At 44.6% G+C, this 19,862-nt stretch carries 15 protein-coding genes and 3 pseudogenes; 12 read left to right on the plus strand and 6 right to left on the minus strand.

Features of this window, described 5'->3' with window-relative positions:
- The first annotated feature begins 1 nt into the window (after window position 1).
- The gene (locus tag CEF13_RS01205) at window positions 2-760 is read left to right on the plus strand and encodes an ABC transporter ATP-binding protein (protein WP_102709043.1); all 759 of its coding nucleotides are present in this window, start codon (window positions 2-4) and stop codon (window positions 758-760) included.
- A 104-nt stretch (window positions 761-864) separates the two neighbouring features.
- Here CEF13_RS01205 and CEF13_RS01210 read toward each other — a convergent pair.
- A pseudogene (locus CEF13_RS01210) lies at window positions 865-2,212 on the minus strand (IS3 family transposase).
- A gap of 252 nt (window positions 2,213-2,464) precedes the next feature.
- On the opposite strand from CEF13_RS01210, the gene CEF13_RS01215 reads away from it, so the two are divergent.
- From CEF13_RS01215 to CEF13_RS01240, 7 genes and pseudogenes are all read left to right on the plus strand, one after another.
- Window positions 2,465-3,592 (plus strand): carbohydrate ABC transporter permease, encoded by a 1,128-nt coding sequence (locus CEF13_RS01215; RefSeq protein ID WP_102709044.1) that lies wholly within the window; start codon window positions 2,465-2,467, stop codon window positions 3,590-3,592.
- Between the two features lie 21 nt (window positions 3,593-3,613).
- Window positions 3,614-4,501: a carbohydrate ABC transporter permease gene (locus CEF13_RS01220; protein ID WP_102709045.1), complete on the plus strand. Its 888-nt coding sequence runs from the start codon at window positions 3,614-3,616 to the stop codon at window positions 4,499-4,501.
- 35 nt (window positions 4,502-4,536) lie between these two features.
- Complete coding sequence (locus CEF13_RS01225; protein ID WP_102709046.1) at window positions 4,537-5,412, plus strand: HAD family hydrolase; 876 nt, start codon at window positions 4,537-4,539, stop codon at window positions 5,410-5,412.
- Between the two features lie 14 nt (window positions 5,413-5,426).
- Window positions 5,427-6,836, plus strand: coding sequence for an MBL fold metallo-hydrolase (locus CEF13_RS01230; protein WP_166742986.1), 1,410 nt, complete (start codon window positions 5,427-5,429; stop codon window positions 6,834-6,836).
- Window positions 6,837-6,859: 23 nt separating this feature from the next.
- Window positions 6,860-8,209: an ABC transporter substrate-binding protein gene (locus CEF13_RS01235; RefSeq protein WP_166742985.1), complete on the plus strand. Its 1,350-nt coding sequence runs from the start codon at window positions 6,860-6,862 to the stop codon at window positions 8,207-8,209.
- Between the two features lie 156 nt (window positions 8,210-8,365).
- Window positions 8,366-8,536, plus strand: a pseudogene (locus CEF13_RS29610) (DeoR family transcriptional regulator); the annotation flags it as partial.
- Window positions 8,537-9,148 (plus strand): DeoR/GlpR family DNA-binding transcription regulator, encoded by a 612-nt coding sequence (locus CEF13_RS01240; RefSeq protein WP_243864940.1) that lies wholly within the window; start codon window positions 8,537-8,539, stop codon window positions 9,146-9,148.
- Between the two features lie 92 nt (window positions 9,149-9,240).
- Here CEF13_RS01240 and CEF13_RS01245 read toward each other — a convergent pair whose 3' ends face one another.
- Window positions 9,241-9,795 carry a helix-turn-helix domain-containing protein gene (locus CEF13_RS01245; RefSeq protein WP_102709050.1) on the minus strand — a complete coding sequence of 185 codons (555 nt, stop codon included), beginning with the start codon at window positions 9,793-9,795 and terminating at the stop codon, window positions 9,241-9,243.
- A gap of 214 nt (window positions 9,796-10,009) precedes the next feature.
- Here CEF13_RS01245 and CEF13_RS01250 point away from each other — a divergent pair, with 214 nt between their 5' ends.
- Both CEF13_RS01250 and CEF13_RS01255 read left to right on the plus strand, forming a co-directional pair.
- Window positions 10,010-10,414, plus strand: a complete 405-nt coding sequence (locus CEF13_RS01250) for a DoxX family protein (RefSeq protein ID WP_102709051.1) — start codon at window positions 10,010-10,012, stop codon at window positions 10,412-10,414.
- A 188-nt stretch (window positions 10,415-10,602) separates the two neighbouring features.
- Window positions 10,603-12,045 (plus strand): GMC oxidoreductase, encoded by a 1,443-nt coding sequence (locus CEF13_RS01255; RefSeq protein WP_102709052.1) that lies wholly within the window; start codon window positions 10,603-10,605, stop codon window positions 12,043-12,045.
- A gap of 481 nt (window positions 12,046-12,526) precedes the next feature.
- Here the strand turns inward: CEF13_RS01255 and CEF13_RS01260 are convergent, their stop codons facing one another.
- The 4 genes and pseudogenes from CEF13_RS01260 to CEF13_RS01275 form a co-directional block, all read right to left on the minus strand.
- On the minus strand, window positions 12,527-12,922 hold the full coding sequence (locus CEF13_RS01260; protein ID WP_102709053.1) for a VOC family protein: 396 nt from the start codon (window positions 12,920-12,922) through the stop codon (window positions 12,527-12,529).
- A 343-nt stretch (window positions 12,923-13,265) separates the two neighbouring features.
- The gene (locus CEF13_RS01265; protein ID WP_102709054.1) at window positions 13,266-14,354 is read right to left on the minus strand and encodes a M24 family metallopeptidase; all 1,089 of its coding nucleotides are present in this window, start codon (window positions 14,352-14,354) and stop codon (window positions 13,266-13,268) included.
- Between the two features lie 219 nt (window positions 14,355-14,573).
- Window positions 14,574-16,706, minus strand: a complete 2,133-nt coding sequence (locus tag CEF13_RS01270; protein WP_102709055.1) for a GMC family oxidoreductase — start codon at window positions 16,704-16,706, stop codon at window positions 14,574-14,576.
- A 288-nt stretch (window positions 16,707-16,994) separates the two neighbouring features.
- A pseudogene (locus CEF13_RS01275) lies at window positions 16,995-17,914 on the minus strand (AraC family transcriptional regulator).
- Window positions 17,915-18,111: 197 nt separating this feature from the next.
- Between CEF13_RS01275 and CEF13_RS01280 the strand changes: the two are divergent.
- Together CEF13_RS01280 and CEF13_RS01285 are read left to right on the plus strand one after the other, a co-directional pair.
- Window positions 18,112-19,089, plus strand: coding sequence for an aldo/keto reductase (locus CEF13_RS01280; protein WP_102709056.1), 978 nt, complete (start codon window positions 18,112-18,114; stop codon window positions 19,087-19,089).
- 139 nt (window positions 19,090-19,228) lie between these two features.
- Complete coding sequence (locus CEF13_RS01285) at window positions 19,229-19,783, plus strand: 2'-5' RNA ligase family protein (protein WP_102709057.1); 555 nt, start codon at window positions 19,229-19,231, stop codon at window positions 19,781-19,783.
- Window positions 19,784-19,862 lie beyond the last annotated feature (79 nt).

Consider the following 19,862-nt stretch of genomic DNA (forward strand, 5'->3'; position numbering starts at 1 on the left):
TATGAAGAAGATTATTATCGGTGAACATATCGTAAAATCTTATGGCGAGGGCAATGAAAAGCGTAATGTTATCGATGGAGTTTCCGTTGAAATAAACGAGGGTGAGTTCGTTGCGGTTGTGGGACCTTCTGGCTCGGGAAAATCGACACTGATGTTTGCGCTGAGCGGAATGGACACAGTTGACGGAGGAAAGGTCGTTTTTGACAGCATGGATTTATCGGCGGCCTCTGAGAATGAACTTTCAGATATTCGTAGAACAAAAATGGGATTTGTTTTTCAACAGCCGACTATGTTGAAAAATTTGAATATTCTCGACAATATCATTCTTCCGTCAATGCGCGGCAACAGAAAAAACGGGGAAAAAATTTCGGAGAAGGCAAGAGCGATTATGGAAAGGGTAGGCATTGCGGAGCTTGAGAAGCGTGACATTACGCAGGTCTCGGGAGGCCAGCTTCAGCGTGCGGGTATATGCCGAGCCTTAATGAACAGCCCAAAAATCATTTTTGGCGACGAGCCGACGGGTGCCCTCAACTCAAAATCTGCGGAGAGGATTATGGATATATTTTCTGAAATTAACGGGGACGGAACTGCGGTTATGCTAGTAACTCACGATGCAAAGGTTGCGGCGCGGACCGAGCGTATTATGTTCATGCTCGATGGAAAAATCGTAAGCGAGCTGAAACTTCCAAAGTATGACGGGACAGATATGGATGAAAGGGTCGAGCAAATAACGGTGAAAATGAGAGAAATAGGAATATGATTTGTTGTTTCACAGTCGCCGAGATCACTTTATTGTGATATTGTACCCTACTATGTAAAACCACAACCGCATGATGTGACCCCCAAAAGTTAGACACTATATTATTAGGCTACTTCTAGGGCGTGAGTCCGGTACTGTACCGGGCTCATGCCCTTTAGCTTTGATTTAATCCGCTTGTGATTGTAGTACGTGATGTATTGATCTAATTCTGCTTTAAACTCTTCAACACTCTCAAATTCCTGCGTGTATAAGAACTCGGACTTTAATGTGCCAAAGAAGCTTTCGATGACTGCATTATCGTAACAGTTTCCTTTGCGTGACATACTCTGTGTGATCCCATGATCCTTTAATGCTTGCTGGTACTGACGCATTTGATAATGCCAGCCCTGATCAGAATGGATAAGAAGGACATCTTTATCATTCAATCGTTCAAACGCATTATCCAGCATCTTTGAAACAAGGGAGTAGGTCGGGCGGGAATTCACTGAGTAGGCGATGACTTCACCGTTAAACAAATCGAGCATTGGTGATAGATACAGCTTCTCTCCAAATAGTTTGAACTCCGTAATATCTGTTACCCACTTCTCGTTCGGTTTTGATGCGATGAAGTTCCTCTCCAGTATGTTCGGCGCAATTTTACCTACATTCCCTTTATATGAACGATATTTCTTCATACGCACGACGGATTTTAAGCCAAGCTCCTGCATGATTCGTTGCACTTTCTTATGGTTTACACGCTCATCTTCATTGTGCAGCACATCTGTAATACGATGATACCCATAGAGGCCCTTGTGTTCGTGATAAATCGCTGTAATACGAACTTTTAAGGCTGCGTCTTTGTCTGGGCGGTCAAAGGTGCTGACCCAGTAATAGTACGTGCTACGCGGAATTTGAGCCAACTCAAGCAATGATGTAACGGGATATTCTAGCTTAGTTCAAAGATTACTTGCGCTTTGTCTTGCTTTGTAATTTTTCCTTGCTTAGAACTAAGGCATTCAACTTTTTTAAGTAGGCGTTCTCCATACGTAGACGTTCTAATTCGGCTTGTAGCGCTTCGATAGAGCCTTCAGCTGGAGTTGCTTTCTTCGTTTCTTCCTTCATGGATGGACGCCCCTTTTTCTTCGGTATCAGGGCGTCTTCACCTCGCTGCTCAAGAACCCTCTTCCATTGCAGAATGGTTGAAGGTGCAGGAATGTTAAACCTAGCAGCTGTTTCTAAAATTGACGTCCCTGACTCATTCATAAGATTCAGTACATCTAGTTTAAACATTTTTGAGTAGGTTGTATATCTCTTAGCCAAACCTTCCATGCCGTTCATTTGGTAAAGGGCTACCCACTTTTCAACAGCTTTATGGTCCACACCGATGCGTACACCTATCTCCCTGAAGGATTCTTTGCCGTCTAAATAGGCCTGTACGGCTTGATACTTCTCCCTTTCGGAAAACTTCCCCACAAAAATGCACCCCACTTGTTAGATGGTGTCTAACAAATGGGGTGCAGTTCATGAGGTTGTGGTTTTTGCATTTCCTCGCTCTTACACGATTCGATCATGACCATGACCGTTTCAACAAATATATTCAAGTTTTGTGATAAAACACAACAAAATACATACGAAACGTTAAAGTAACGCTGACATAGCAATAACAATAAAACGTTAACTTTAACATATACCATTCAAACATATAGAAGAGGAGTGCTGCAATCCATGGTGAGAACGGCTGCACTTAAGCTGAAGAATAGGGTGCTCGGAACAAAATCAGGAAATTCCACAGGGGCTTCAATCGGAACTGCAGCAGCAGTGTCAGCGCCCGTCAAACCCACCTATCGGAAAGTATCCAAACTCAAACAAAAAGAAGCGAGAACAGGCTGGATGTATGCCATGCCAGCGCTGCTCTTGCTCATCCTATTTCAATTGTGGCCTATGCTGTTCGGTTTATGGATCAGTTTCTGGAAGTGGGGATTTGTGCCTGAGAAATTCATCGGATTAGATAATTATGCGCGTATCTTTTTACGTGAAATATTTTATATCGATCCGGATCGCGGTTTTCGAATCGGTGAGATTGGTCAGAGCATCATCGTGACCATATATTATGCGATAGGCACGATTCCAGTATCGATTGTGCTTGCCTTTATCATCGCTTACTTCTTGTTTCAAAGTATTAAAGGAAAAGCGATGCTGCGCACCATTTTTTTCTTACCTTTCATTACATCTCAAGTGGCTGCCGCGATTGTATTCAAATGGATATTTCATCCCAATGTGGGTATCGCAAATTCTGTGATGGAATCCGTTGGGCTCAAGAAGCAGAATTGGTTAGTTGATCCAGACCCTATTTTCAGCAAATGGCTAGCTCTGATCGGATTAAAATGGCCAAGCTGGCTTCCAATCGAGCTTGGCGGACCTACCTATGCCTTACTTATTATTATGCTATTTACGGTTTGGGGAAGCGTCGGCTTTAATATTGTCATTTTTTTGGCGGGGCTCAGTAATATTTCGAAGGAGTTATATGAAGCGGCTAAGATCGATGGGGCAAGAACAACGGCTCTTATCCGTCATGTCACTCTTCCTCTGATATCGCCAATGCTATTCTTGTTAACCATCGTTTCTGTAATAGGCTCTTTCGAATCGTTTAACGCCTTCTATGTATTCACCAATGGAGAGGGCGGCCCGAGGGGATCAACAATGTCTTTGCCTCTGTATATTTTTCGTGCCTTCTATACATATGGTCAAGTCGGATATGCAGCAGCAGTCTCTATGTTTTTATTTGTTATCCTATTGGCGCTTACTTGGGTGCAATACCGTTTCGGAGAAAAGCGGGTCCATTATCAAAGATAAAAGGAAGGTGGTCATTCGCCCATGCGCAGCTTGGATAAATTGTATTCTAAATCAATGTGGACATTAGTCATCATATTGATAATCGGATTAGCTTTATTATCGATGTTTCCATTCATATGGATGTTTCTTAACTCTTTGAAATCACAAGCAGAGATAAACTTAATTCCACCTCATATCCTGCCGGAGCGTTGGATGTTCGAGAATTATATACATGCTTGGTTTAAACCGGAAGCGACTTTCGGCCGCTACTTTATCAATTCCACGATTGTAGCGGGTGCGGGAACGCTTTTCATGCTTGCGGTGTGTATCCCGATTTCATACGCCATTTCCCATTTTTCTTTTAAAGGAAGTAAGTGGATCTTCTTCTTCGTCATCTCCACGATGATGATCCCTTCGGATATTACGATCATTCCGAATTTTGTAACCTTGAGGCATTTTCCGTTTGCGGGAAATAACAATTGGCTTGGCCAGGGCGGGCAAGGATTCTACGACAGCTATATGGGAATCATGCTTCCATTCTTTGCGAGCGCCTTCTCTATATTTTTGCTGCGGCAAGCGTTCCTGTCTGTGCCGAAGGAATATTTCGAAGCCTCACAAGTAGATGGAATGACTTATTTCAGATATTTGTGCACAGTGCTGGTGCCGCTCTCTGCTCCATCCATTGTGACAGCATCCCTGTTTAGCTTTATTGGAAAATGGAACAGCGTTTTATGGCCGTTGCTGATTACCTCTAACGAAGCATTACGACCGCTTCAAGTAGGGCTGCTCTATTTTGTCAGCGAGGAAGGGCATAATTACCATCATTTGATGGCAGCCGCTACTTTTACTATTGTCCCCATTGTTGTTCTCTACATTTTTGCTCAAAAATGGTTTCACTCCGGGGCTGTAGCTACCGGCCTTAAAGGATAATAAAACATCAAAAAACGTAATGGAGGCGAAAGAATTTGAATTGGATAGAAGACATTCAGGTTATTATTTTTGATTTGGATGGCACCTTATATCAGGATCATTCATTTATGTACCGCTATTTAAATTATATGGTTGATGGTGGTCCTCATGAGCCATACAAAGCTGATATTCTCCAAGATTTGAATAATATACTTCAGGGTCAGCATCCATGTAAAATCGGTAATTTCTATTATGTCCCAAATAAGCTGTGTTTCCATCACGATAATGAGAAAGTGATAGCTGCGTATACATGGCAGGGAGAGCGATCTCAGGATTGGGATTATACAAATACAGAACTGCTAACGTCTATGGAGGATGTGATTTATGTAGGAGACTCTTGGAGCGTACTTCATGTGCTTGCTCAGTTTTATGGAATCAGCAAGGAAAAAAGACAGGAAGCCTTTATGGCAGTAAGAAGGGATATGGTAGGCAACTCCCATGCCATTCAAAAGCATGAACAGGTTATCCGCCTTGTAAGAGAATTAGGTACGAAATACAGAAAAATACTGATGACCAATTCGCAGAAGGAAGCTGCGGAGGGATTTGTAAGCTTTCTGGGTTTAGAGAACGCCTTTGATGAGATCACATTTGGTGGAGAAAAGCCGTATGGATTAGAGGGGCGCATCAAACAATTGGTCCAAGAAGAAAACATAGCCCCCCATCAAATTGTTTCGATTGGTGACCATGCATGGAACGATCTTTATCCGGTGAGAAGATCGGGCGGCCGCACCGTATTTATCTCTCCCTACCGTAGCTATGACACGAATAAATGGGATCTTCAATTGACATCTATGGACGAGCTTGCCCAATTCATCGAAAGCTTGCAGCAAAGAACAACAGAGGGTATGACTGTTGACATCATAACCAAATGAAGGGAAGTGGAGAAATGTCTAAAGATACATTAACGTTCTATGGAGGAATGAACACGATTGGAGGTGTCCATATTGTGTTCGAAAGCGGCAAAAAGGCTTTGGTATTTGATTTGGGGTTAGCACCGCGAGGGTTGTTTAACGAGCAAGTTAAAGGGCATCCGGAGGAGGGCATTCTAAGCTATCTTTTGACCCGCACAGCACCTCCTGTAACAGAGCTTTACGACCCTTCATATTTAAAATCGCTGAAGCCTGATGATTTACTGCGAGTTTGGAACAAAACCGAATTGCCGAACTATGAGCAAGTGGAAGTGTTCATCAGCCACATTCATCAGGACCATATGGCACTTCTTCCCTATTTGGACAAATCAGCCTCCGTGTATATGAACAGAGATGCGGCATCGATTTACAAGGCGGTTGTAGCATCTGGTGAATATGGCGGAACAAAGGCTGAAATCAAGCCGCTTGCTGATTTAGAGGAAGTAAATGTAGGGGATTTCCGTTTCCAAATCATCGAAGTTGATCATGATACTTCAGGCGCATCAGGCTTTATTCTCCGCAGCGAGGAGCATACCATTGCTTTTACTGGAGACTGGCGAAGACATGGCCGTCATTCTGGAAGAATGGATCGATTTATCGAGCTGTGCAGGAAAGCGGAAGTCGATATTTTGATTACAGAGGGTACAAGAATACGGCAGGAAACGATTTTTAACAAACCAGTAGATCGTAAAGAGCTAGATGTAGCTAACACGTACAGTCGTGTGATGGCAGAGGCTAAAGGTCTTGTTTATGTGAATATACTTGCTCGTAACATCGAACGTGTAGCAGATATTATTACAGCTACGAAGCAAGCGGGCAGAAAGCTTGTCATGGATCAAAGCACAGCTACATTTTGGGTGACAGCCATTCGTGAAGGAATTGAACCGCTTAAAGCACATCCCGCGGTTACGGATACTGACACAATCCTCGTACTGCCGAATCGAATCAATAAACCAGTCGTTGAGGAAATTGATCTACCTTATGAGCAAATCGAATTTTCTGACATTGTGAAGAACAAAAGCCATTACTCCATCTATTTAATTTATCAGCAGCTGCACTGGATGGCGGAGCTAGAAGCTTGCGGGGAAACAGGATTGCAATCCCATTATGTGCATGCCGATGGCAACCCGTTACATCAATCAGATGAGACATTATTGCGGTGGCTATCGATGTTTAATGTTTCTTATGAATATTGTGCGACTGGCGGCCATGCCGCACCTGACGAGATTTCGGAATTAACAGAGGCGATCCGTCCAAAGATCGTCATCCCACTGCATAGTATGCACCCATCATTATTAGATAGTCGAAATGTTAGAACCTTCTTGCCTACATACGGGCAGAGGATCGAGATTGAACACTTATTAGGCTATACGCACCAAAAAAAATAATTATAAAGGAGTCGACTATGATCATGATTAAAAATTTCAAACTAATGATGGTAACTATGTTGTCCCTTGTCTTATTATTTGTTGCTGGATGCGGCAGCCCAACTGAGGTAACAACGAATACAGCAAAAACTCCGGAAGTCGCTGCTGCCCCCAAAGCAGAAAATGTCAAGAAGCCGGTAGAAATTGATTTCTGGCATATCCAAGCTACAATTTATGGAGAAGCCATTAAAGAAATCGTAGATGAATTCAACAAAGAATACGAAGGCAAAATTATAGTGAAAGAAACGTTCCAAGGCTCTTACGATGATTTGAACAAAAAAGTTCGGGCCGCGCTTCAAGGCGGAGGACTTCCTGTAATCGCCATGGCTTATGAGAGCGACACGTTAGAATATATGAAGGCTGATAAAATAGTGGCTTTGGACTCGTATATTAATGACCCCGATCTTGGACTAAGCCAAGAGGAACTGAATGATATTATGCCAGGAGTGTTAGCCCGTCAAAGGATCGCAGAGTATGAAGGGAAAACAATGAGCTGGCCACACGGAAATAGCTCTATGGGGACCTACTACAATATCGATCTTCTGCAAAAAGCAGGCTTCGATAAGCCTGCGGAAACTTGGAAGGAATTTGAGCAGCAGGCGATCACCATTTATGAAAAAACAGGCGTACCTGCACTCGTTATGGGTACTAGCTTACAGGGAGGCACGTTCTACAGCTGGTTGAAGACATTCGGAATCGAGCCAATTGCACCAGATGCTAGCTCCGTCAACTATGATAATCCGCAAGCACTAGAGCTTCTTTCGATCATCAAAAACTTAATCGATAAGAAAGTCATTGTACTTGCCGAAAATACGGAACAAGAATTTACAAACGGTCGCGCAGCGATGGAAATTAGTACAACTGCACGCACAAGCTCGAAGCTCGAATTAATCCAAAATAATTTCCAATGGGGCATAACCTTGGTTCCGCAAGGCGACACGAATGAAAAACGGACGACGCTTTATGGCGGTAACCAAATCATGTTTAAAGGCAATCCGGATAAAGAAGAGGCGGGCTGGACTTTCCTGAAATATTTTGCGGGTCCGAAGGCTCAAGCCATTTATGCCGCTAAGACGGGTTACTTCCCAGCTACGCTGTCCTCACAAGATACAGATTTGTTGAAGAAGAATTATGCTGATAATCCGCAAAAAGCGCAAGCCTTTGAAGAAGTATTCCCATACGCTACGATTGGTGTATCAACGTCAGCAAAGCGCGTAGTTGACGATGCCGTCGGCAAGGCACTTGAAATGACACTGACGGGAAGCACAGCTCCTGCTGAGTCATTGAAAGCGGCACAAAGCGATGCGGTCAAGGCATTAAAAGAGTTTAAATAATAAGCTTGTTCAGCTAGTACTAAACAATATAGTAGCAATTTGGCCCTGAGAGAATCCTTCCACTGACCCTTGCGCGAGATAACGTGCGAGATTTCAGGAGGGGGTTCTCTCTTTGCTCCGTTTTACAGTCATTAAAAAGGGGAGTGACTTGAATTCATGAGTGCAATACGCCGAAGAAATGAAATTGTATTGCAAGTAAAGCACAATGGCAATGTAACTGTCGAGCAGTTGGTCGATAAATACGAGGTATCTGTGGAAACCATACGCAGGGACTTACGCATTTTAGATGAGAAGGGAATGGTTCGCCGAACCTACGGGGGAGCCGTAATGAGGGAACAAACGACCTGGGATTTGCCTTTCAATGAACGAATGATGTTACATTATGAGCAGAAAAATAGCATCGCAAAAGAAGCTGTACTTCTTTTGGAGAATGGGGACAGTGTGTTTATTGACGGGAATACAACCTGCTATACTCTTTCCCATTACATTCCTCCGGAAATGGAGCTTATGATTGTTACCAATTCCCCCGCAATCATCCTCAATATGCTGCAGATGAAGAGCCGGTCCAAGCTGTTTCTAATTGGTGGAGAGGTCTCTTCTGAAGGGATGACAACGGGCTATAAGCTCCATCAGGAGCTCAAGCAATATCGTTTTGACAAAGCTTTTTTCTCCTGCATGGGAATCAGTACACAAGGTTGCTTTTTTTCTAAAATCGATCCCTTGCAGGTCGCTCAAACCTTGGCGGAGCAAAGCAAAAAATTAATTTTAGTCGCCGATTCTTCAAAAATGAACAGGAGTGGCTTTTTATTTGGGCTTGAAAGTAAAAGAGTTGATGTCTTGGTGACCGACTCAGGCACACCGACAAAAACAGTAGATAAGCTGAAGGAATGCATACGCAATGTGATTGTGTCAGGCGATGAAATCCAAACTCTGGACTGAGTATGCTAAGGCGCACGGTTCGCCTCCACCATGTAAATCCACAACCTCAATAGGTTGTGGATTTTTGCAATTTCTACAGCTTGCTGTTTGTTTTATATTAAATCTTGTTTTTGTTCCGATTCTGTATAAACGGTTATGAGCACAGTTGCCGTCTCTTCCCCTATGTTTTTCACTGTATGGGGTGTACAGGCATGCCAACTAAATGAATCACCCTCTTCAAATTCAGCTGAATCCTCCCCTTGCTTAGCATAGATTTTTCCTTTGATGACAACATGCACTTCTTCCCCCTCATGTGCATGTGGAGTTTTACCTGTTGAAGCACCAGGGGGCAGCTCGACAAGCATCATCCTTACTTTTTTTGTTGAGCTCAAGTGCTCCACCTTTAAATTATTTTCAGAGCCGCTTTTCGTTATCATTCGATTCTCTTTTCGCACGATATTCATGCGATCCTCTTTTTTTAGCAATAAGTAAGCTAAGGGTACTTCTAATGTATTGGCAATACTTTCTAAGGTTGATATGGATGGTGATGTTTTGTTTGTTTCCACTTGGCTCATAAATCCTTGAGATAAGCCCGTTGCTTCGCATATTTGAGCCATGGTCATGTTTTTTCGTTTCCGAATTGCTCGTATGGAAGAGCCGATGTCCATTCGTCCTCACCCCTCAAAATATTTGTAATACATAATATAATTTCATAATAACAATTTTTCTGTTGACAAGCTAGTTTGATGCATGATAAATTGTCTATACAAACATTATATCTCTATAGGTAATATATACGATCAAGAAGGGAATCGGACCTGATATATTATCATTCCGAACAATAGTAAACACAATAAAATGAAAAAGGTGGAGAAAGAGAAGATGACAAAATTAACAACAGTATCGACAATTATGCGTGTAGTATTGGGAATATTATTTTTAGCTCATGGGATTAGTAAATTACAAATGGGGCTTGGCAATGTAGATGCCTGGTTTAGCTCGATGGGGGTCCCAGGATTTTTGGCTTATATCGTAGCAACGCTCGAACTAGCCGGAGGTATTATGCTTATCATTGGCCTCTTTACTCGTGTCGTATCGGTTATTTTTACGATTATGCTCATTGGGGCGATTGTTACAATGAAACTTTCTGTAGGGCTGCTTGGAAATGATCAGATGGCGGGATATGAGCTGGACTTATCTTTTATGCTGGTATCCATATATTTGATTTTTGCTGAACCTACACCCCTATCGATCGATCAAGCGCTTCTTAAAAAACGCAGCGCATAATACTTTAAGCTTCGCGGATTAACAATTAAATGTGTTAGCAGTCCCACTATTATTTCAAATGTATTTATACGATAAATGCTTGCCTGCAGCTCCACAACCGATGAGGTTGTGGAGTTTTGTTGTATATTGATAAGCAGCCTCGCATAACTTGAACGGATGAGAAATAATGGGGAGAGTGGACATTTGCGATGGTAGTGAAATACAAGAATAATTGGATTCCAACCAAAACAATTGAAGATATGTCAGGCACAAATTACGATGTTCTTATTGTAGGAAGTGGTCCCGGTGGAGGAGCGACTTTGCAGAGACTGTGTGAACTATGGAAGTACGAAGGCGCTAAAAAGATCGGAATATTAGAAAAGGGAGATAAGTTGTTTCATTCCCATGCCCTTAATATACCCACGCAGAATGTAAATACGGCACGAGATGAGCTTCTTCCAGACAATTCAACTCCTTTAGGCAAGCGCTTGCCACAATTTTCCGGTGCTACAATGATTTATGCTCTTGGAGGGAGATCATTGTTTTGGAATGCGGCGACGCCTAGACCTATTCAATCTGAACTCAATAAATGGCCAATTCACTCTCGGGAATTAGCTGTATATTATGGGATGGCCGAGAAGCTAATGAATGTGACAAGGGATTATGCTAAGGGTTCATCAATGCAAAATAGGCTTTTGAAACAACTCCATGCAAATGGAGTTTTGGAAGCAGATGATATGCCGCTTGCTTTTGATATGACGCCTTCCCGGCAAGGAGAAGTTCATTCGAATCCTTGGTATAGTTCGATCAATGCGCTAGCAGCTGCCAAGTTCGACAGGCCATATGATCTCGCAGTAAATGCTTATGTCTCACGAGTTTTAGCAGAGAAGGGGAGAGTCTCTGGTGTCGAGGTTTTTTCTGCAGACAAAAAAGCATATACAATTCGGGCGAAAAATGTGGTCGTATCTGCAAGTACTTTAGAGACTCCGCGTCTATTGCTTAATTCTGGGATTCCGGGGCCTGCTATTGGACGTTATTTAACTGGTCACGTATCCGTTATTGCTATTGGTACGATAAATCGAAGCCAGTTTTCTGACAAACTTGGTAACCTGGCTATTTTGAAATTTGAAACGGATGAGTCTCCTTATCAAATTCAGATTCTTGGTCCTGATCAATATTTCTCCTACCAGCAATTTGAAGATAAAGCTGTTAAAGATCAGCTTATGGTTGTTTATGCAGCCTTTGGAAGAGTGGAGCCCCGGCCTGAGAACAGAGTATATCTGGATCAGTCTGCAAAAGATGAATTCGGTGTACCGTTACAACAAGTCCAATATTCTTTAAGCGACAAGGATCGTCAAACAGCCAACCAAGTTGCACAAGGCATTAGACAATCTGCAGCTGCTATGGGAGTGACTCTTGATGAATCTACTTTGGAGCTTAGGCCGCCTGGAGCGGATATGCATGAGTCTTGCACATGTAGAATGGGGGATAATCCCGAAACTTCAGCGACGAATCGTCACGGTCAAATACATGGGGTTCAAGGATTATATGTAGCGGATAATAGTGTTCTTCCTACTCTGACAGGAGCTGGCCCAGTTCTTTCTAACACTGCTTTGGCTATTAGATTGGCAGATCATATTGCTCGTCAATAAGGATAACCATCTGTGAACGATAGATGTATCATCTTAGAAAAGCCTGACGCGGTCAGGCTTTTGTTATGCCTTCATGTCCAACTGAAGTGTCGGGGAAATGAGGTAGGAATCTTCGCGGTGAATGCCTGCTGGCATTGGTGCTGATGGTAGTTCTCTTTAACACACACTTTATCCTGAGTTTGGATTATGGTCGTGGTTTTATTCTGACGGGGATTCTTTTGACAGGAAATCAAAAACCATTTGATTGAATTCACGAGGCTCCTCAATAAATGAGGTGACCGCAGCCTCGCACGATGATTTTAGACGATAGCTTTCCTGCATGAGGTCGTGGCTAGAAAACCTCCACATGCTCTTTTTAGACAATCACCTTAAGAACTACAAAAGAGAAAAAGGCACTTTTCCTATTAAAGAAAAGTGCCTCATTGTGATGTCTATCTGTTTGTCTAACTAAATGAATACTCATTTACATATTGAAACAATTCTATTTTGCGTTCTCATCTGGCTGATGAATGCCAAAAATATTACCTTCAGTATCAATATAATACCCCTGCCACGCCATTCCAGGCAGAGCGTATTTTGGCAATGCAATCTTGCCTCCGTGATTAACAATTTTTGTTTCAGTAGAATCGTAATCTTCCACTCCCAATGTACATGCATAGCCGTTCATAGACAGGCCTGGCTCTGGGGAAGCACCTTGACGTTGCATCAAAGCTCCGTTAATTCCAGGCTCATTTGCATCGCCAGTCACAGCTCCAAAATAAGGAATCCCAGCATAACTACTCCAATCTTCAAATGTCCATCCAAATATCTCCCCATAAAACTTCTTGGCACGTTCCATGTCATTTACATGAATCTCGAAATGAACTAATCTTCCCATAATTTCCTCCTAATTTTTCACTTCTTCAACTCTTTTGTTATATAATTATTTTTCATTATTGTAACAAACACAGAAAATTATTCAACTCCATAACTTTGTTTGCAACGGTAACAGCTCCATAATGCCCTTGCTATTATTTGAACATAATCTGCTTGCTTCCACTGCAAGTTGCATGTAGAAAAATAGCTACTTTACTCATTTTATTTCCTCCTCAGTTTTATTTTATTATTACCAGAGGTTACAGAAGGATGGCGCACATAGCGGCTAGGAAGGCTATCGGAAAGTAAAGGCCTGATCGAAAAATGGGTAGCCCGCTAAGCGAACCACCCATTGCTATATCATGCTATCCAATAACCGTTAGCTGTTTCGGGAATGAAGTCAGCACCTCGACCCCGTCCTGCGTGACGAGAACATCGTCCTCGATCCTTACGCCTCCAACGGAAGGGACGTAAATACCCGGCTCCACTGTGAAGACCATGCCCGCTAGTAAGAGATCCTCGTTCCGCCCGTGGATGGATGGATACTCATGAATGTCCATTCCAAGGCCATGTCCGAGTCGATGATTGAAATAGGGGCCGTAACCTGCTCTTTCGATCGACTCACGGGCGGCACGGTCCAAGCTGCCGAAGGTGACACCTGGGCGGATGGCTTCAATGGCTATGAGGTTTGCATCCAGCACAGTGTCGTAAATTCTTTTCATCTCGTCCGAGATGTCCCCCACTGCAAAAGTCCGGGTAATATCCGAGGCATAACCGTCCGCGTATACACCGAGATCGAACAAGAGCAGCTCGCCTTCTCCCACTTTCCGGTTATCCGGGGTGCCATGCGGCAGCGCCGACTTTGCGCCGGATAATACCATCGTCTCAAAAGAAGGCCCCTGTGCTCCGAGTTTCTTCATCTGATATTCCAGCTCCGCCACAAGCTCGATTTCTGTGACGCCGGGTTTCACCTTGGACACGCCTGATCGCAGCACATCCTCGACGATGCGAGCGGCACGTTTCATCCGCTTGACCTCGTCTGGTGTCTTAATTGCGCGCATCTCCCGAAGCGGAAAACCAATATCGACGTAAGTTGTCGCGCCGACCGCAGCATGAATCGCTTCGAAGCGATGGACGCTAAGATCGTCTTTCTCAACCCCAAGATGATGAATGCTGCGGGGCATCAGCTTGCTCAGTATCTCATAGGCATTATCCGTATCGGAATGAGTATAAATGTTCGTAACAGTGGAAGCTGCTTGGGCGGCTTCGTAATCGAGCGCCGGCAAGAGCAGCAGCGCCTCTTCTCCTTTTACGAGCAGCAGCCCGAGGAACCTTTCGTGAGGATCAGTTGCGAAGCCAGTCAAATAATAGACATGCTTTGGAGAAGTTATCAGCATCGCGTCGAGATTGTTGTTATCCAAATAGCTATAAAGACTATTCATTCGGGAATTCATTTCATCAACCACCTTTCCTTTATATTTTACTTAAATGGAGGGACCTTTCAAGTTCTTGTATAGTAAAGGTCTGATAGCGTTGATGTGAGGAGGGGAGGGGAGACAATGATTTTTTTTTGGTTTAGAGCTGAAAGGCGGAGGGATGTGCTCTCGGTTCACCTCCGCCAATAGGATGAGAAAGAGCACCATGTAGGTGCTCTGATATCCGTTCTATATTCACTACCCTTGTTTCACCAGGGTTTCTGCCGTGCGGAAGGCCAATGCCATGATCGTCAACACCGGGTTAACTCCGCCATTGGTCACGTGCAGGGAGCCATCGCTTACCCAGAGATTGTCGTATCCGTGTATGCGACCCGAAGGGTCGGTGACGGATGTTGAAGGGTCTTCACCCATGCGCAGAGTTCCAGCCTGATGCTGCCCGCCACTAAGCCCCCCGCCTGGCCGGGTTTGCCAAACGCGACTTGCGCCGGCGGCCCAGAGCCAATTCTCCGCTTGCTCTGCCAGCATGGCCGCAGCACGAAGAGATTCGGGATGAACGCTTCCAGAGAGTTGAGCCACAGGTATGCCGAAACGATCTTTGACCGCCCGCGAGAGCAGTACTCTTGACTCGGGTGTCGGTATCTCTTGAATCGGGCCCTGAATTTGGCCGGTGCGCAAGTAAGTTTCACGCATTATCTCTTTGCCTGCGCTCCCCCATCGCGCCGCATCCGGAGCAAGTGCTCGATACCAGTGAATGAGCGGCAACCGAGTGAACTCGTTGGCAAGCATCCCGCCCCCAATAATCCCGCCTCCATTATTGTGGTCAAAGCGGAAGGTAGCAATACTTACTCCTGGCCCAAGACCGTCTTGAATCGGTTCATCAAAGAGGCCGTAGGCACCTGAATAGACATGGCCCTGCAGGTTCCGTCCTACTTGCCCGTTCTGGTTGCCTATCCCGCTTGGCTCCGAATCGCTTACAGAGTTGAGAAGGAGACGTGCGCTTTCAATGGCTCCGGCCGCAACTACCACATGCCCTGCACGCACTTGTCGGCGCTGGATCGAGCCCGCCACTTCCTGTACAAGGCGAACCCCGGTGGCATGCTTTCCTCCTTCGGTATCGATGCGTTCCACCATTGTATCGCAGATCAGGTCGCAGTTGCCGGTAGCGATAGCCCTCACTAACATCGTGTTGTGACCGCCATTTTTGCTATTGGTTGGGCAGGCAAACCCGACACATTGGCCGCATCGCCCACAAGCCGGTCGGCCGTCGCGCTCCACTGAATTAATCAGGAGAGGAACCGGTCCAGCGTCCCATCCCAGCTTCGCTGCAGCCCGAGCCAAGCGTTCGGCTTCCAACGTCATCGATAGCGGCTCCATAGGATAAGGGCGTCGCCGCTTCCCGCGTCCAGGGTGGGCATCCCCATTACCTGAGACACCGACTTCCCACTCGGCTCTCTCGTAGTACGGTTCAAGTTCATCATAGCTAATCGGCCAATCGCTTAAAGAGCTCCCTTCCGGAACTCCGTATCGAGTCGCCATTCGGAAATCATCCGTATGAAATCGCCATGCTTGTGCCCCGTACACCCGTGTTCCGCCGCCTACCGTCATCGCGTTATTATGATAGTCCCCTTCAAAGGGTGCGGTGATTCGCTCGTCTCCGTTGGCCATGACAATCGTACGTGGGTTACCTTCCAACTCGGGCCCCGTGTTATGACCGTATTTGCTCAAACGATGGTTCCGCAGATGATCGCTGCCAACCTGACTGTAACGAAGCCAGCTTCCACGCTCAACGACGAGAACGCGAAGTCCCGATTCGGCCAACACTGCCGCCGCGACCGAGCCCCCGGCCCCAGCTCCCACGACGATAACATCATATTGATCTTGAAGCTGGTCTAAGGTTCGCTGCGTTAACTCGGTTTCTGGGACCGGTGTTTTGCTTTCCGGGATGGTGCCAGGACGGAATCCGATCATCTCCCAAGACTTACCCTCCCGATTCCCGCCAGCCTCAGGACTTCCATAGTAACCTTCTACAACCAGGCTCAATAGAATCTCAAAGAAGCGTTTGGACGAAACGGGCCAGTCCTGAACACGATCTTGCTCAACGTCGTGCAACAATCCATCTTGCTCGTGAACCGATAGTTCTGAAAAGTGTTTATGATAGAGAACGAATGCTTCTGCATCCAATGCTCGAAGACCGGGTTCTATTACTTCCATCCAGGTCGTAATATCCTCGCCAGCGCAGCGTTCCAGGTAGGTAAGGGCCCCACCTTCGGTCGCCGATGGCCAAGCATCTGCTGGAATCATTCGATTAGCAACCGCTTTCAAAATGGACCGCAGCTCGTTGAAATCAAATTTTGGGTCGTCGGGCTTCATATATGTACACCACCTAGTGAAATTTGGCTTTCGTTATCATTCCTCATGAACTTACAATCCTTTACCGGTCGGGATCGTCTCACTCCATTCTATGAATAGTTGTGATAGTATACTCCTTCCCCGATACAGCATCTGGTGGAAAGGAGGAGGAAATCGGCTATACAACGTTTAGTCTAACATGAGTCTTGGGCTTCTGCTAGACATTCAGTCAGCTAAACCAAGTAGAGCTGCCGTGTCACTATAATGTTCCGATCACGGCCGATTAAATTTCCTCGCCGGGCATTAGGATCATCTCACGTTTAGTCTTAGGTCATATTTTTCCTTCAGACGCTTAATGTCTGCTCTGGGAGAAGAACCAACATACGAGAATATTCGCGGCTGAATTGGGATGCACTTTCATAGCCGACCCGGAATGCGATATCTGCGGCATCCGCCGACTCGGATAATAATAAGCGCCGGGCTTCCTGCAATCGCAGCTGCTTTTGAAACTGAATAGGACTCATACTGGTTACCTCTTTGAAGTATCTATGAAACGAAGAAGTACTCATTCTGGCTATATCTGCAAGTTCTTCAATTCGCAAAGGCTTATCACAGTCATTAATAATTTGTTCGATAGCGTCCCTGATTCGATAAGTACTGCTTCCTTCCATTGCGATTTGCGCAAGCGCAACTCCATACTGCCCTTGCAGAAGTCTGTATAAAATTTCCCTTGTGTAGATGGGTGCAAGGAATGGAATGTCTTTCGGATTGTCTAGCAAACGAGCTAATCTAAGTATCGCATCCAGTATAGGTAACTCAATATGACCGACAAACAAAGCTCTCTTCGTATTTTCTTTGGGGGTTATTTGAATGTCAGAGTCATTCAATACGTCTAGAATTTGACTTTGTGTGAATTCAAGTTTGAAACTCAAATAAGGAGCGTCGGGAAAAGCTCTTATGACCTGGCCGATCACCGGCAGATTCATGGAAGAAATAAGGTAATCGGTTGGGCCATATTCAAAGCGCTCGTGTGCCAGCATGATCTCTTTCTTACCTTGAGCTATGAAGCATAAGGAAGGCTTATAAACTCTGTAGGCTGGCTCGGTCACATTAGAGTGGCGAAAGAAATATAAAGATGGAATAATCGTCTCGTAAGCTCCGTCTTGAATCGAATGACGCTCAATGAGTTTGGCAAGCTCATCCTGCAGTTTTAGTATTTCCTCAGTCATAGGCCCCTCCTAATTGTTTTATCTTTTTCAATTATAAGACATATTCTTCTCTAGCGTTAGTGATTATAAGAGGATTAGGCAATCATTTAAGACTAATGTGATAACGGTCTTTTTTTCAATTATCGCATAATAAGGATATCCCGCTGAGCAGAAGATCGCTTGAAAACAATAAAAAAACGAAGGAGTGTCTCGATGATATGGAGTATGTAAAACTTGGCCGTACCGGTTTGGATATTTCACGAATATGCCTGGGTTGCATGAGTTATGGGGTGACCGAACGCGGAATCGCTCCATGGTCGCTGAATGAAGAGGAAAGCAGACCATTCATCAAAAAAGCGCTGGAACTAGGAATAAACTTCTTCGATACTGCGAATGTATACTCGGATGGAACAAGCGAGGAAATTGTCGGACGTGCATTGAAGGAATTCGCAAAGCGTGACGAGGTCGTTATTGCGACAAAGGTATACTTCCGCATGCACCCAGGCCCGAATGGTGCGGGACTTTCCCGTAAAGCAATTATGAGCGAAATAGATAACAGCCTAAGACGGCTGGGTACGGATTATGTCGATTTGTATCAGATCCACCGCTTCGATAACACTACGCCAATCGAAGAGACCATGGAGGCACTCCATGACGTAGTCAAAGCAGGTAAGGCAAGGTATATAGGAGCATCTTCAATGTATGCTTGGCAGTTCTTGAAAGCGCAGCATATCGCCGAACGCAACGGATGGACCAAGTTTGTCTCTATGCAGAATTTATTGAATTTACTTTATAGGGAAGAAGAGAGGGAGATGCTGCCGCTCTGCCGCTCAGAGGGAATCGGTGTCATTCCGTGGAGTCCTGTTGCTAAAGGCCGGCTCACCCGAGACTGGGATGAAAAGACAGCCCGTTCAGAGATAGACGAAGCGGGACGAAGGCTAGCAGCAGGAATGGTAGAGGCTGATCGGAAGATCGTGGAGAAAGTTGCCGAAATTGCCGCCCAGCGGGGTATTCCTCGCGCACAAGTTGCACTTGCGTGGGTACTGCAAAAGGACGTTGTAACGTCCCCGATCATCGGTGCAACAAAGCTTAATCATCTGGAGGATGCGGTTGCTGCGTTGTCGGTGAAGCTGGATTCAAACGAAATTGTGAGCTTAGAGGAGCCTTATGTACCACATCAAATATACGGAATCTAGACGTAATAATAATGAAGATGAGGCTGTAGGCATCGAACGGCAGCCTCGTTGAGCCAGCGGGTTAGTAGTGGAAAATTCTAATTCCCCAAAAAACCAAAATAATGTAAACTAAGCCTTATTCCGATTTGAGGTGATACATTTGTACGCTGTCGAGTTCTTCTTTGAAGATAGCTTTGAAAAATATATCAAGGATATATGGAAAGGATTGCATGATGAACAAATAACATCAAATATGTATGAGATATCCGATATAAGACCTCATATTACTGTAGCAGTTTACAATGATATCCCTAATCTTGAAATGTTCTTTAGACGTTTCAACTCATTTTTTGAAAATAGATCAGAACTTCATATAAAGTTCGATGTGCTTGCTTCATTTCCGACTTCAGGGACATTATTTATTGATCCAACAGTAACCGAAGGCTTAATTGAAATACATAAGCAGTATCACAAGGAATTTGAAGATTTGCTTCAATTTGCAGATCACTACTATATCCCTAATAATTGGGACCCGCATTGCACGGTCGCAATAAGGCTAACCCCTGAGCAGATGATTAAGGCGATGACATATGGCTACCAACAATTTATCCCTCACAAAACCAAAATTGTAGAAGTAGGATTAGTAAAGCTTGGCTTTGAATCAAATAAATGTGTGAGCAGCTCCACCATTATTTCAACTGTATTTACGGCATAAAGGACTTGGTTCAACAATGAAAGACGACCATCACTCCAACAATTGGAATGATGGTCGTCTTTATGTTCGGCCTTATGGC

The organism is Paenibacillus castaneae (assembly GCF_002884445.1).
In the GTDB taxonomy this organism is placed as follows: domain Bacteria; phylum Bacillota; class Bacilli; order Paenibacillales; family Paenibacillaceae; genus Pristimantibacillus; species Pristimantibacillus castaneae.

Excerpts from the sequence above, each read along its gene's own strand:
- CEF13_RS01205 (WP_102709043.1), top strand. The coding sequence starts at position 2 with ATGAAGAAGATTATTATCGGTGAACATATCGTAAAATCTTATGGCGAG.
- CEF13_RS01215 (WP_102709044.1), top strand. The coding sequence starts at position 2,465 with ATGGTGAGAACGGCTGCACTTAAGCTGAAGAATAGGGTGCTCGGAACA.
- CEF13_RS01220 (WP_102709045.1), top strand. The coding sequence starts at position 3,614 with ATGCGCAGCTTGGATAAATTGTATTCTAAATCAATGTGGACATTAGTC.
- CEF13_RS01230 (WP_166742986.1), top strand. The coding sequence starts at position 5,427 with ATGTCTAAAGATACATTAACGTTCTATGGAGGAATGAACACGATTGGA.
- CEF13_RS01235 (WP_166742985.1), top strand. The coding sequence starts at position 6,860 with ATGATTAAAAATTTCAAACTAATGATGGTAACTATGTTGTCCCTTGTC.
- CEF13_RS01240 (WP_243864940.1), top strand. The coding sequence starts at position 8,537 with ATGAGGGAACAAACGACCTGGGATTTGCCTTTCAATGAACGAATGATG.
- CEF13_RS01245 (WP_102709050.1), bottom strand. The coding sequence starts at position 9,795 with ATGGACATCGGCTCTTCCATACGAGCAATTCGGAAACGAAAAAACATG.
- CEF13_RS01250 (WP_102709051.1), top strand. The coding sequence starts at position 10,010 with ATGACAAAATTAACAACAGTATCGACAATTATGCGTGTAGTATTGGGA.
- CEF13_RS01255 (WP_102709052.1), top strand. The coding sequence starts at position 10,603 with ATGGTAGTGAAATACAAGAATAATTGGATTCCAACCAAAACAATTGAA.
- CEF13_RS01260 (WP_102709053.1), bottom strand. The coding sequence starts at position 12,922 with ATGGGAAGATTAGTTCATTTCGAGATTCATGTAAATGACATGGAACGT.
- CEF13_RS01265 (WP_102709054.1), bottom strand. The coding sequence starts at position 14,354 with ATGAATTCCCGAATGAATAGTCTTTATAGCTATTTGGATAACAACAAT.
- CEF13_RS01270 (WP_102709055.1), bottom strand. The coding sequence starts at position 16,706 with ATGAAGCCCGACGACCCAAAATTTGATTTCAACGAGCTGCGGTCCATT.
- CEF13_RS01280 (WP_102709056.1), top strand. The coding sequence starts at position 18,112 with ATGGAGTATGTAAAACTTGGCCGTACCGGTTTGGATATTTCACGAATA.